At 36.1% G+C, this 13,644-nt stretch carries 8 protein-coding genes and 1 pseudogene; all 9 read right to left on the reverse strand.

Going from position 1 to position 13,644, the window contains the following annotated elements; translation table 11 throughout:
* Positions 1-64 precede the first annotated feature (64 nt).
* Entirely contained in the window at positions 65-1,291 is a 1,227-nt protein-coding gene (gene serB / locus AB7E53_RS11775; RefSeq protein WP_079683232.1) for a phosphoserine phosphatase SerB, read from the reverse strand.
* 134 nt (positions 1,292-1,425) lie between these two features.
* Positions 1,426-3,930: a beta-N-acetylglucosaminidase domain-containing protein gene (locus AB7E53_RS11780; RefSeq protein ID WP_446775827.1), complete on the reverse strand. Its 2,505-nt coding sequence runs from the start codon at positions 3,928-3,930 to the stop codon at positions 1,426-1,428.
* Between the two features lie 392 nt (positions 3,931-4,322).
* Positions 4,323-6,518, reverse strand: coding sequence for a beta-N-acetylglucosaminidase domain-containing protein (locus AB7E53_RS11785; RefSeq protein WP_446775829.1), 2,196 nt, complete (start codon positions 6,516-6,518; stop codon positions 4,323-4,325).
* Between the two features lie 39 nt (positions 6,519-6,557).
* Complete coding sequence (locus AB7E53_RS11790; RefSeq protein ID WP_446775831.1) at positions 6,558-8,315, reverse strand: DUF3857 domain-containing protein; 1,758 nt, start codon at positions 8,313-8,315, stop codon at positions 6,558-6,560.
* 18 nt (positions 8,316-8,333) lie between these two features.
* Entirely contained in the window at positions 8,334-10,292 is a 1,959-nt protein-coding gene (locus AB7E53_RS11795) for a DUF3857 domain-containing transglutaminase family protein (protein WP_446775832.1), read from the reverse strand.
* A gap of 5 nt (positions 10,293-10,297) precedes the next feature.
* Positions 10,298-11,386, reverse strand: a complete 1,089-nt coding sequence (locus AB7E53_RS11800) for an AMP-binding protein (RefSeq protein WP_446775834.1) — start codon at positions 11,384-11,386, stop codon at positions 10,298-10,300.
* 12 nt (positions 11,387-11,398) lie between these two features.
* The gene (locus tag AB7E53_RS11805) at positions 11,399-12,463 is read right to left on the reverse strand and encodes an o-succinylbenzoate synthase (RefSeq protein ID WP_446775836.1); all 1,065 of its coding nucleotides are present in this window, start codon (positions 12,461-12,463) and stop codon (positions 11,399-11,401) included.
* Positions 12,460-13,284: a 1,4-dihydroxy-2-naphthoyl-CoA synthase gene (gene menB / locus AB7E53_RS11810; RefSeq protein ID WP_068183723.1), complete on the reverse strand. Its 825-nt coding sequence runs from the start codon at positions 13,282-13,284 to the stop codon at positions 12,460-12,462. The genes AB7E53_RS11805 and menB overlap by 4 nt, the downstream gene beginning before the upstream one ends.
* Before the next feature lie 3 nt (positions 13,285-13,287).
* Positions 13,288-13,644 (reverse strand): annotated as a pseudogene (locus tag AB7E53_RS11815) (2-succinyl-5-enolpyruvyl-6-hydroxy-3-cyclohexene-1-carboxylic-acid synthase); the annotation flags it as partial.

Here is a 13,644-nt window from a genome sequence, read left to right on the forward strand (position 1 = left end):
CAGGAGAGGTGAACTCCTTTAATTTGAACATCACAATATGTCTTACCATGGTTATATAATTAAATTACATTTGTTCATCTAAATAAGAATCTTTATATCCCAGGAAATAGAGAATCCCGTCAAGTCCGATTGTGGAAATCGATTGCTTTGCATTGGCTTTTACTTTAGGTTTAGCATGAAAAGCAATACCTAGTCCTGCAATACTTATCATAGGCAGGTCATTTGCTCCATCACCTACAGCTACAGTCTGACGTAGATCTACATTTTCTACCTGAGCAATCAGCCTGAGTAATTCGGCTTTTCTCTTACCATCAACTATATCTCCAACATGGCGACCTGTAAGTTTTCCATCTATGACTTCCAGATCATTCGCATAAACATAGTCAATATTATATTTTTGTTTTAAATAATTACCAAAATAAGAGAATCCTCCGGAAAGAATTGCAATCTTAAATCCTACTTTTTTCAAGATTCGCATCAATCTGTCAACTCCTTCAGTGATTGGTAGATTCTCTGCAATTTCCTGCATCACAGAAACATCCAGACCTTTAAGAAGGGAACAACGCTGACGAAAACTTTCTGAGAAGTCTATTTCTCCTCTCATCGCAGCTTCAGTAATAGCTCTAACCTGCTCGCCAACACCTGCTCTTTCTGCCAATTCATCTATTACTTCGGTCTCAATCAATGTTGAATCCATATCGAAGCAAATTAAACGACGCATCCTGCGAAACATACTTTCTTCCTGAAAAGAGATATCAACCTCCAAATCAGAAGATAGTTGCATAAAATAGCGTTGCATCTGTTCACGATCTTTTGGATTTCCTCTAACTGAAAATTCAACACTTGCTTTAGGTGTACGAGCATTCTCATCTAAAGGAATTCGTCCGGTAAGTCTCTTTATATCGTCAATATTCATTCCCTGATCAGCAACAATCCTTGTTACTGCAGCAATTTGACGGGCCGAAAGCTTCCGTGCAACAATTGTAATAATGTAACGGTTTTTACCTTGTAACCTTACCCATTTTTCATATTGTTCTTCGGTAATGGGAGTAAATCGTATATTTACATCTAATTCATAACTTTTAAAAAGTAGTTCTTTTAAAATATCTCCCGAATTTCCTTCGTTAGTTTGAAATAAGATACCTAATGATAAGTTGTTGTGTATATCAGCCTGACCGATATCCAAAATCAGAGCATTGTGTCTTGCCAATATCTCAGTAAGGCCTGCAGTTACTCCTGGACGATCCGTACCGTTAATAGTAAGCAATATAAGTTCATCAGTTTTTGCCATGTCTACAATTTTATATGGCAAAGATATAGACTATTTGTAATATTAGCAGTAAACATCGATTAATAAGTCCATACAAAAAAGCAAAAAGCTGTTTATTCTTGATAAACAGCTTTATAGGAAGATAATTAATGTCGCTATTTTTTTACAATTTCATGTATACGAATAGGTTGAGAACTTAACCCTGAAACATAGAGCCTGGTAGCATCCGGATATAAAATACGGGGAAGCTTTATAAAATCGGCACCTCCTTGGTATATTATGTATTTATCTCCATTTAATAACATAGCTTCAACTCTGACATATCCGATCACACCCGACAAAAACAAAAGTACTTCATTTGCTCCTTTACAATCTATTTCCAATAAATTCGGACTACTTAACAATTGAAACGTTTTTAAGTCCTTATCATAAGGTAATAACTCTGGCTTCAGCTTTTCAACTTTATTTGTCTGCAATGTAAAATCCATCAAAAAGAATGTCTGTTCTTTGGGTGAATTATTTATCATTCTTACATATCGAATATCAGGACTTACAATGGCCGACTCCATATCATCTTCATCTTTAGTAACTTTTAATTGATTCCATGTTTTTCCATCTACAGAACTTTCAAATAATCTCCAATTATCGGATGACAGTGGAAGGTTAAGCGATATCGAATTCATTTTTTTATTTGATATTGTTTGAATACCTACATACTCTCCTGGTTTTATTTTGATAGGTTGGAATACAGGAACGATAACTATCTCATCTTCTCTCTCTGAAACAGGTTGGGTTTTAAGTTGCTCTACATTTGAATATATTTGAGAGGAAGAAGATTGCATTTCGTCTTCATGTCGTGCCAGAAGTTCATTTCCTACTTGTTTATATACTTGTTGTATAAATGGCATTATTACCTTTGATGCGGTTTTTACTCCTGGTTGAAAGTCATTCTTATTAAAATTACGATCAACCTCCTGAATACTGTCGAATAAAGCTGTAACCGCCGAATAGTTCTGCCAGGTTGACATTTCATCTTTATTTATCCATGCGTTCGCCATCTCCATTGTTTCTTTTCCTGCATTTCCAACTAATTCAAACTGTCGAAGCCATGGATTAATCTGTCTTATCAGCCTTTTATTTGGAGACTGACTATAAATCATTGTGGGAGCAACAGCCATTTGAGAAAACAATGCATTTAACTGGCTCGCCTCAAATTCCAAATATTTGTCAAGTTTAAATGATTGGGAAAATACATCAATAACCGGCTTAATTTGAACAGATTCGTCTCTTCTGAAGTTATGCCCATTTGGACCGGGATCGCTATTATGCGCACAGAACGTGAGAAATGCGATCGGAGCTTCTGGCATACATTGCCTGCAAGCTTCTTCCCACGACTTTTCCGGATCGTATTTTTTAATATTCCACGAATACATAGCAACTCCAAAGATGCCAATCTTGGAAGCCTCCGATTTATCCATAGGATTTGAGACAAAGCCGGTCATTGCATTATCAACATCCTTATCCAGACCGTAGGCCGGCCCCATTAGCAGATGATCTCTTACGTAATCATTTACCGGGAAATTCCACCATATAAATGGATTCCGTTTAATATGGCTTTTCACCCATTGAAGATTTTCTTTTGTTATATCTCCTACAACTTTATCTCCTGTCCACATTACCATTACAGAAGGATCTAATAAATTACCTAATACATCTAGGTAAGCATTTACACCAGTTGAAGATGCCGTTTGATTAAATTCGGTCGGACATAAAAGAAGAGGTTTTACATCACCTTTCTTCTGTACAAACTGAGCATTAATGTAGTTTAATAATCCGGCTTGTTTTTCGGAATTTGTTCCTTCCCCGGCAATATCATCAAAAAATAAGGCAAAGCAACGAACACCTAAAGTATACATGCTTTCAAATTTGGATAAAACCGCATTACTGTCGGCTGCATTCCACTTAATATCTCTTCCTGGATTCATAGCCCAAACAAAATCAACTTTGTTCTTAGATGCTTCTGTTAATAGTGCAACAATTTGCTTTGCTTCATCAGCAGGATAGGGTTCTCTCCAAGACGGATATCTATGATAAGGATCATCTTTGGGTCCATAAATGTAAGTGTTGAGTTTTAATTTACCAAAATATCGCAATAACTCAATCCGGTCATCAAAAGACCATGGCTGCCCATAGAATCCTTCTACAATACCTCGGAAATTTATATCCGGATAGTCTGTTATTGTACATGGGTTTAACAATATTTGTCCGCCATCATTACGCTTAACAAGTTGTTTGATTGTTTGGGCAGCATAAAATAAGGACCTTCCATCTACAATTTCAATTAGTATACTTTTGGGTTGGATTGTTAGCCGATAAGCTCCGGAACGCTTTAGTTCCTCTTTTTTATCATTAAGCATGACAATTTTTAACGGAGTACCTTTCTTTTGGGTTGAGATTGGAAGGAATTCCTTAAGCAAAGCAATTGCATCAGCATCAACCGATTTAATCCCTGTTAAGAAGTAACCTGAAGGAATAAATGTTTGTGTCGATATAAGGATTTCTTGTGGAGTTGGGAAAATCTGCACAGGCGAATACTGAGCATGACCTTTCGATGTTAAAAACAACAAAGGTAAGAAGATAAATAGAATAAGCTTTTTCATGACCTGCTGTAAATTAGTTAACGAACTATATGGCGAAAAAAATCATTTGCTTCTCAAGCAAGTATCTAGACATGCGTTATGACAAGAAAAACGCTCACCTATATCATTAAAGAAGTCACGTCATCAACCTTTGCGTTTGATAATATAACAGTTGTAGTGTAGTTGAAAGTTTTGTATTATTTTAAATAAAAAAACAGTTTTTTTTAATAAGCAAATTCTGGATTTATATTCATATCAAATATAATTATATAATTAAATGTTGAGAAATTATTTATGTTCTAAATAAGCGGTCGTTAATAATGTTTGCGATGTGTTTAATGTATATTTAAGCATAGAGGTCAGAATCATTATTAATAATTCCGACCTCTATAGATTAATACTTTAGGAATACGTTACTTGGTTGTAATCCTAAAGTTTTTTAGGTTAAATATCTGTTCTGATGATGAATCGTTTCTTAAACGAAGATACTTTGCTTTTGGACTAACAGAAAAGGCTTCATTACCGAGCATTAATTCCGTTTTTCCATTTATCTGTTCCCAGGTTTGACCGTTTTCCGACCACTCCAAACATTGCCAATCCAGCGTTGGAGAGGGTAAATTAAGTTGAGCTTTTGCTATTTTCTTATCAGCGGCAATAAGAATTCCTATATACTCTCCCGGTTTGATTTTAATAGGTTCGAGTAATGGAACTATATTAACATCATTATCAATCGTTTTTATCGGTACCAGTGACAGCTGGTCTATATTTGTGAAGATAATAGATGTAGCCAAATTATTATTTTTACTTAGCTTTAAATCTTCTCCAACTAACCGATATAACTCTATAATGAACGGTTTTAAAACTAAAGAGCCAGTCTTGACTCCAGGTTGCCATTCATTCTGATTGTATTGTTTATCTATGATCTGCATTTTCTCAAGCAATGATGTTAGTTCGGAATAGTACTTTTCAGCATCATTTGTGTTTTTTGATTTCCAGGCACTTGCCATCTTTAGAGAAACGGAACCCGCAAGACCTAAGTGTTCAAATTGTATTAACCAAGGGTCTATTTCTTTTATGAGACTTTCGTTCGTTGATTTTGCCCTTATCGTAGCCGGAGTTTCTGCTATTTGTTTAAACAAACAGGCCAGTACCTCAGATTCTTTTTGAGGAAAGTTATCTTCCGATAGTTCTTTTAAATATTTTTCCACTACAGGTTTGCTTTCGACTGATTCATCTCGACGGTATCTGTGTCCATTAATTCCCGGATCACTGTTGTGATCACAAAATACTTTGAAAGCTTCTGGAGCTTCAGGCATTATTAAGTTACATGCAGCAATCCACTCTTTATTTGAATCATAATCACTTAAATTCCATGCATACATTGCTGCACCAAAAATACCGACTTTGGAAGCTTCAGGTTTGTCCATCGGATTACTAACAAAACCACTCATAGCATCTTTTGCATGGATATCAAGGCCATAGGAGGGGCCCATAAGTAAATGGTCTCTAACATAATCACTGACAGGGAAGTTCCACCAAACAAATGCATTTCGCTTAATTCGTGTATTAACCCAGTTTAAGCCTTCCAATGTAATATCTCCCACAACCCTGTCGCCCGTCCACATTACTAGAATTGAAGGATCAAGCTTTTCTCCCAGAATATCAAGATAGGTATTGGGCTTAGGGTTAGACCATGATTTATTGTACTCAGTCGGACACATAATCAGCGGGTTGACATCTTTCTTTATTTTTATAAATTCATTATGGATATAGTTAAGTAATCCGGCCTGTTTTTCAGGTTGTGTACCTTCTCCTGAAATGTCATCGAAAAACACGGCAAAAGAGCGAATACCCAAACCATACATCATTTCAAATTTATTCAAAACAGCTATACTATCATTTTTATTCCATTGAATATCTTTTCCTGGATGAATAGCCCATACAAAATCTACTTTATTACGATTTGCTTCGGCAACTAAAGCCTCTATTTGTTTCGCTTCGGCTGCTGGATAGGGTTCACGCCATGAAGGCGAGCTGTGATATGGATCATCTTTTGGCCCGTAGATATAGGTGTTCATCTTTATTTTTCCATAAAATCGTAATTGCTCAATCCGATCATCAAAAGACCATGGGGTTCCGTAAAAACCTTCAACAGTTCCCCGGTATGCAACATCTGGATAATCCGTAATCATACAGGGATAAAGTTTTATCTTTCCATCATTTGTCTTCGAAACAAGCTGCTTGATGGTTTGCACTGCATAAAATAGAGAACGGTCATCTTTAATCTCTATGGAGATACTTTTATCAGTAATCTTCAATCGATATGCCCCCGAACGTTGTAATACGGCTTGTTTATCCTTTAATAAGCTAATCTTTATAGGAATTGCTTTTTTAGTGGAGCCAAATGGCAATATCTCTTTTAAAAAAGATATTGCAACAGAATCTACGGATTTAAGACCAGTTATCCTAAAATCTGCTGAAATAAATGGCTGATTTGTGACTTCAATTTCCTGAGGAGTAGGAAATACCCGCGTTGGCATATGTTGTGCACTAAGTTTAGGGCATAGGCACAACAATCCCAACAGTAGAAAAAATTCAAATTTCTTCATCTGTTTCTTGTGTTTGTTTAAATTTAGTAATTGCGTTTATTATTTAATTTCAAAAATTAATTCTTTTCCTTGATTTACCTCGTTTTCATTATTCAGTGTTCTAAATAGCTGATATTCATTTGGGTAAATCAATTGTTTTTTGATTTCATATTTTTTCTTTATGCTTATAGACGAATTCTGTGTTTTAGTTTCTATATCAAAAGTACCAACAGAATTATTTATTGTCTTAATTCTTGGTATAGATTGTAATTCAATACTATCTGATAATGAAATACGATAGTCATATAACACATCGGATAGATAAGGAATCTCTAATGGCTGATTTCGTTTACTGTTCAATACTCTCGAAGAGAAAGGAATCTCTGGTAGTTTATAAGTGAAATATTCATCTTTATTGCTTATTCTATTTGTGGTAGTAAATTCAATTGTAAATATTCCATTATTATAATTAGTAACCTGAGCATTATTCGATCCGGTCCACTGTTTAACGTAAGCTTGGAAATCAATTGGAAATAATTCAGAATCGGCTTCAATTTTTGTTTTTACATCTGCCTGGGAAGTAGAAATTTTAATATCATACGTGCAATTTAGAACTGCTTTACGATCTGGGATATCCAAAATATTACCATCAAGTGTAGAAGCTCGATACATTGATCCCTGGAAGGGTATAAGCGATGCTGAAATAGTTTTTACTGATATATACCTTTCATTTCCATTCAATGATGTTTTGACAAGCCACTCCTTTACTGCTTTCAGACCACAATTATCCACATTAACATATTTTGGAGTAACAGCAATAATTTCAGCTGGAAGGTCAACAGCCTTCAACATTATAGCTAAAAGATTCGCTTTTTCAACTTCAGTTCCATAGGTACTCCTCAAAACTTCATCAGCTTCTCTTACATTGTTTCCAATATTATCTAATGGAACAGGGGTTAAACTGATTCCATTTATTACATGATCAATAATTGCAATTGCCTTTGATTTCTCATCCGTTAGATTTTCTGTAATAAACTGTGCAAAAGTTTCAGATTCCAATGCTCTAACCTTACTAAGTTCTTTTTTTATATTTGATAAAGCATCTTTGAAAGAAGGATAACCTGACAACCAGAGCGTAGGTGTCATCGGATTGTTTTCTGGCTGGTATAACTCTTGTGATGCCGCAGGGATGTTCGATAATTGACAGGAAAATATCTTTTGATCCCCTTCAATATGGTTTTTTTGTATTGTCTTTAGGGATGATAAACCTGTTAGTTGATATGATAGATGTTTATCTTTCGGAGCTATAATGGTTATCTTACACTCATCGACAGGAGAACTTTCTTGCAGAATTTCTTTTATATCCAATTGCTGATTTCTATCCGAATTTGTAATTATGGAATAGTCCAGATAGATGATCGCACCTAACTCAAGACCGGTATGAGTAACCACCATTTCTTTTAAATTATTATAAGCGGTTGCACCCGATGCATAACGAGGTAAGACTTCATTAAACGCATTATCCGGAGTCTTTACAATTGTTCCATCTACCATTTTTGTAAATGATGAATGGATGATGAGCTTTTGATATGCAGGGTTGTAAACAATAAATGTTTCACCGTAAGTGCTGTTCATAGCAGGATGACTATGAATCTTCAGTATTTTATTGCATCTGAATTCCTGACTTCCATCAGAATTCAATTTAAAAGTTTTTTCCAATCTAATAAAATTTGCTTCCGAGGGTACAGAAGCATGGCAAAATAGAGCTATGATTAGAAATATAGAAAGTAGTATTCCTTTATTATTTATAGTATGCATTGCTTATTCTTTATAAGGTTATAATTTTTTTATAATCAAAGATTCTCCAAAAGACTTATGTTCATTCACTGCTTTACGAAAGCTATCCCAATCGCCAGCCTCATAAACACGTTTTTTTAGTGCAAGCTTCTGCTGAATCTTAATCTGATTGTTTTCAAAAGAAATACTCCCGTTAAAGTCAGCTACCGGACTAGTCTGAGTTGACTGCATATTCTTTATTGGAATTAAACGATATCCGTTGGGTATTTTAATTTGTTCATCCAACTCTACTAAACGAGAGCATGCATCCTTAAAAGCATATGAACGCTCAGAAATTTCAGTATTTATTCTTAAAAATGTTTTTACACTATTATATAGATTATTCATAGTTAGAGGTTTAAAGACAATTACATCTTCGCCCATCAATGCATAGTTTGGAATTTCGAATGTATAAGTAATTTTGATCGGTCCCGATTGGTAATCTCTGGGATCTTTACCATAATCCACATTTACCAACTTAGCCTGAGGCGATACATTTAATAATTCACGTTCAAGAGCATTGTACCATTCTGATTGAAATCCCCTGGTGAAAATTCGTCTTACCACTCCATCGCTTTGCCCTTCTGCTGTAACTGTAAATTTCCCTTTCAATGTCCCATTTGTAAGCAAAGACGTTTGAGAGTTAATTCTAAAATAATGATTTTCAGGAGGTGAAACCGGTGTAATCTTCAAGTCGGAACCCTCAGGTACACCCGGAAGATAATTTTGTTGTTGCTCTGCACTACTCCAAAGCTCACGTAGAAATGGCACCCAGGTTGGATCGAGGGGCATATAAGTTCCATTTGATAGTTTAACAACAGCTACGCAATGATTAAAATGATCGGCAGGAATCTGTTCAACTCTGCTACCCGCCATTGTCATTGCCGGATAAGCTTCAAAGCCAGCCATTCGGAGGAATGATATCAGTGTGCCTGCGATATCCTTACAGACTCCACAGCGATCTGTAAAATTCATTTTTGTGTTATGAAGTGTATAGCCTTCACCTTTTCCCATAGAAATTCCAGAATAGCGGATATTATCGGCCACCCAATGGGTTAATGCCGCGATTTTATCCATTTCAGTTTTCTTACCTTTTATAATTTCATCCACTTTTTTCTGAGCTTCAGGTAAAGCTTCGAAACTGCCATAATCTTCGTTGGTTTTGTTAAACCAAAGAGATTTATCTACCCACTTTGGAGTACTTGACATCATCAATTTGGGTGCTACATCGAAAAGATCTACCATATTGGCTTCTTTCGGGAAAGGCATGATATTTTCTTTTTTGAAGCTATATATTTTTCTGTCACCTTCCATTCGTACGGAACTTGAACACTCTCCTTGATAGAATTCAAACTGCATATCCTTCTCCGCAGGCATTGAAACCCTGTATACTTTCTTTACAGTAGGTTCATCATTCCAAAAAGGGACAATATCATAAAAATGACCACGCATCGGAGGTATAAAACGTTCGTCATTTTCATCCATAGAAGTTAATAAAGCATAGGTAAACCCCTTTTTCTCAATCTTGTATTCAACCACATCACCGGGATAGAGTCTGCCAACTTCAAGCATAATCTGGCGAGCACCCCAATATATTGCCCTTGCCGGTGCAACATAATCTTTTGCTTGTGTTACATCCAGGTTGATTATATCTCCGTTCGCTCGGTATATTGTTGCATATGAGAACGATGCAAAAGCAGTAAGAGGGTCATAATCATATATTATGACACGATTTTTTAATGCACCTTCTCGGTTTTGAATCAGAATCGTTTTATAGATTGAAAAAGATCCAGAGCCGTTTGGTTGTACAGTAACATTAGTGCTGTCAGCAAGTGTTACACAATTATGAGAGGCATAAACTTTCTGTTTCTCTACAATTTTTTTTTGAACAAGCCAATCTTGCCCGTATGATACATAAGTAGAGAGAAATAAGGCTAAAATAATGTAATGAAATTTCATGATAATCACGTTAATTTAGAATAATCAATTTGTTTTTGAGCAAGAATTTTAGTTGCAGCTCTATTTATTTTACCAGTAGATGTATATGGTATTTCATCAACTTCAATAATCTGCTTTGGAATCTGATACGGAGGAAAGCTTTTCTTTATTTTGAATAGAAAAGCCTCTTCATCTATTTTTCCATTAACCAGTAAAACCAATGCTTCGCCATATTTAAGATCGGGAACGGAAGATATAGCAAAAGGGTGGGGGATAATTGGTTTTAATTCTTCCTCAAGCAATTCAATTTGTATTTTTATACCACCACTGTTAACGATATTATCTTTTCGACCCAGGATATCAAAGCTCCCATCCGAATAAATCACAGCGATATCATTTGTAATCAATTTGTTTTCGCAGACAAGCGGAGCATCAATAATGAGTGTTTCATCCGACGAGAGAGATACTTTAACAGAAGGTAAAGGGATGTAATGTTGGCTAGCATCTAACCCATTAATCTTTCTTAGCGCTATATGAGAAAGAGTTTCAGTCATTCCATACGAAACATATATAGAATTCCGGAATATATTTAATTCCTTTTCCAGACCAGGATCTATTCTACCTCCTCCTAAAAGAATAATATCAATATTTTCCATTCGGTTACGCTCTATAGAGTCTTGAAGAGAATTATAAACCTGTAGTGGAATCATTGCCGCAAAACGGATGGGTAAAGATATATTAGCAAGCGGATAGCCGGATACTGAAACAACATGTAAGTCAAGTTTTCCAACTAGAGCCCTAACAACCATCATCTTACCAGCTATATAGGTCAACGGCACACATAGCAAAACGCGATCATTCGGATTAAGGTTAAAGTATCGGCAGGTTGCACAAGCACTATTCATCATCTGCACCTTTTTCACTTTCATTTCTTTGGGTGTTCCAGTAGAACCAGAGGTCTTAACAGTAATAAAAAGATCATCATTAAACCAATTCAATAAAAAGTCGTGCAACTCTGTCATTTCTGGAGTTGAAGCTTCTGGCAACTTAGTCTTGGAATAAGATATACCGTTTACTAATAAAGTCTGTGTATGTACGTTTGTATTATACTTCATTTCGTAATATTATTATTTACAACTAAGGTTTAGCTGCTTATTAATATTAAGAACTTTCCCTGATGGATTAAACCACAGACGATCACCTCTAATCTCCAAGGGTATAGGTAAATTATTCTCATATAACGCTCCAGTGCCTAACCCTTGAGGCGATTCAACACCTAGAGAAGCTGTCCACTGAGCAATAACATTTAATCCTATGTTTGATTCCAATGCTGAAGTTATCCACCAATCAATATTTAAATTGGTAGCTTCTTTTATCCATTCTTCAGCTCCCACCAATCCACCATGTAAAGATGGCTTTAATATAATATACTGAGGTTTTATGTTGGTAAGCAATTTCTTTTTTTCTGTCAAGCAATTAACTCCAATCAACTCTTCATCCAATGCAATTGGAACAGGAGACATTGATGCTAACTTTGCCATTTCATCCCACTGTCCGTTTCTGATTGGTTGTTCAATAGAGTGAATTTCCAGCTCTGCCAGTCTATTTAATTTATCCATAGCCTCTCCCGGACCAAACGCTCCATTAGCATCTACACGCAACATCAACTCTTCTTTCGAATAATTAGAACGTATACTTTTTAGTACCTTTAGCTCTTCTTCAAAGTTTAAGGCTCCGATTTTAAGCTTTATGCATCTAAATCCGGCTTCAAGTTTATCTGCTATTTGCTTTTGCATGGATTCGGTATTACCCATCCAGATCAATCCATTAATAGGAATCCCATTCTCTCCTCTTGAAAAAGAGGTATTCCAGAAAGAATAAGAGCTACATTTGTAATGTAAAAGTGCACTTTCAAGACCGAAAAGAATGGATGGAAAAGATCGGAGTGAATCATAATCAATTTCACCGGTTTCTCTTAATGTAGAACAAGCGCCATTAAGGATTGATTCGTAATCGGGGCAATCATCACAGCTTAAGTTGGGTAGGGGAGCGCACTCCCCTATACCCTGAATTGACTTATCTTGGGCAGTAAGTACAACATACCATACCTTACGTGTAGTATAAACACCACGGGAAGTCCCTGCAGGCTGTTTAAACAGTAATGTATAAGGTATAATATTTACTTGTATCATGGTAATTTTGGAAATTGTTTAAAGTCAGGCTTTCTTTTCTCCAGGAAAGCATTTTTACCTTCTTGAGCTTCTTCTGTTAGATAATACAACATAGTGGCATCTCCGGCCAATTCTTGTATACCAGCTTGTCCGTCTAATTCAGCATTAAGACCAGCCTTAATCATACGTAATGCCAAAGGACTATGCAACATCATTGTTTCAGCCCAATCTACCACTTCATCTTCAAGTTGATCAAAGGGAACAACCTTATTTACCAATCCCATATCAAGAGCTTCCTGAGCATTGTACTGTCTGCATAAAAACCATATTTCGCGGGCTTTTTTCTGTCCTACAATCCGAGCCAGGTATGATGAACCGAATCCTGCATCAAAACTTCCCACTCTCGGACCTGTTTGACCAAAGATTGCATTATCAGAAGCAATTGACAAATCACACACAACATGCAGAACATGGCCACCCCCGATAGCATATCCATTAACAGCCGCGATCACAGGTTTCGGAATCGAACGTATCTGCTTCTGAACATCTAACACGCTTAGGCGGGGTACGCCGTCTTTTCCAATGTATCCACCTTTACCTTTAACATTTTGGTCTCCGCCGGAACAGAATGCTTTATCTCCAGCACCCGTAATTACTACAACACTGATTTCTGCCATTTCGCGACAAATACGCAAGGCATCACTCATTTCTCCTGTTGTTGTAGGAGTAAAAGCGTTTCTATATCGTGGGCGATTTATAGTTATTCGTCCAATTCCATTATAGAAATCGAATAGAATATCTTCGTATTCCTTGATAGTAGACCAAGTTCTGTTAGTTGACATAGTTTATATAGTTTTTAGTTTATGATAATATGATTTAAATACTTCGGCATTGACTTCCATTGTTGTTATTACTTCAAATAACACAGGATTAGAAGCCTCAACAGAAAAAAACGAATCCAGATTATTTATAAATTCTTCTTCTCTGTGAGCCGATAAATAATCAAAGCCCATGGACTGAGCCCATTTTTCGGCTCTGGTAGAGTGTCTGCATGAAACATACTGATCCAACGAGACTGCTTGATTTAGCCCGGGCAACAAATGAAATATTTCGCCACCCCCATTGTTTATCAACAAAATGCGAAGGTTACTCTTAATGTGTCTGTTCCATAATGCATTTACATCATAGAAAAAACTAAGATC

The organism is Macellibacteroides sp., assembly GCF_050251695.1.
Taxonomy (GTDB): Bacteria; Bacteroidota; Bacteroidia; order Bacteroidales; family Tannerellaceae; genus Macellibacteroides; species Macellibacteroides fermentans.

Excerpts from the sequence above, each read along its gene's own strand:
- serB (WP_079683232.1), bottom strand. The coding sequence starts at position 1,291 with ATGGCAAAAACTGATGAACTTATATTGCTTACTATTAACGGTACGGAT.
- AB7E53_RS11780 (WP_446775827.1), bottom strand. The coding sequence starts at position 3,930 with ATGAAAAAGCTTATTCTATTTATCTTCTTACCTTTGTTGTTTTTAACA.
- AB7E53_RS11785 (WP_446775829.1), bottom strand. The coding sequence starts at position 6,518 with ATGAAGAAATTTGAATTTTTTCTACTGTTGGGATTGTTGTGCCTATGC.
- AB7E53_RS11790 (WP_446775831.1), bottom strand. The coding sequence starts at position 8,315 with ATGCATACTATAAATAATAAAGGAATACTACTTTCTATATTTCTAATC.
- AB7E53_RS11795 (WP_446775832.1), bottom strand. The coding sequence starts at position 10,292 with ATGAAATTTCATTACATTATTTTAGCCTTATTTCTCTCTACTTATGTA.
- AB7E53_RS11800 (WP_446775834.1), bottom strand. The coding sequence starts at position 11,386 with ATGAAGTATAATACAAACGTACATACACAGACTTTATTAGTAAACGGT.
- AB7E53_RS11805 (WP_446775836.1), bottom strand. The coding sequence starts at position 12,463 with ATGATACAAGTAAATATTATACCTTATACATTACTGTTTAAACAGCCT.
- menB (WP_068183723.1), bottom strand. The coding sequence starts at position 13,284 with ATGTCAACTAACAGAACTTGGTCTACTATCAAGGAATACGAAGATATT.